We start from the raw sequence: 223 nt of genomic DNA on the forward strand, positions 1-223 counted from the left end.
GCCTCTATAAGAGCTGTATTTACGGCTTTTTCGAGTAAAGGATGTTACCTGAAGGCCTAGTTTCTGCATGATACGTTGGACTTTCTTCTTGTTCACGCAATACCCTTGATTTTTTAATTCACCGGTCATGCGCCGATAGCCATAATCTTTATGCTGGCTACGGATTTCCTGTATTTTGTCTTCTAGTTCTTGATCGGGATTCTCACGGTCAAACCGTTTCTGC

General features: G+C 42.6%; 1 protein-coding gene. It reads right to left on the reverse strand.

Annotation, left to right across the window (positions count from 1 at the left end):
- On the reverse strand, nucleotides 1-223 hold a 223-nt coding region (locus ACFCTO_RS12310), incomplete at both ends, for an IS3 family transposase (RefSeq protein WP_499876978.1).

The organism is Megasphaera indica, assembly GCF_046614755.1.
In the GTDB taxonomy this organism is placed as follows: Bacteria; Bacillota; Negativicutes; order Veillonellales; family Megasphaeraceae; genus Megasphaera; species Megasphaera intestinihominis.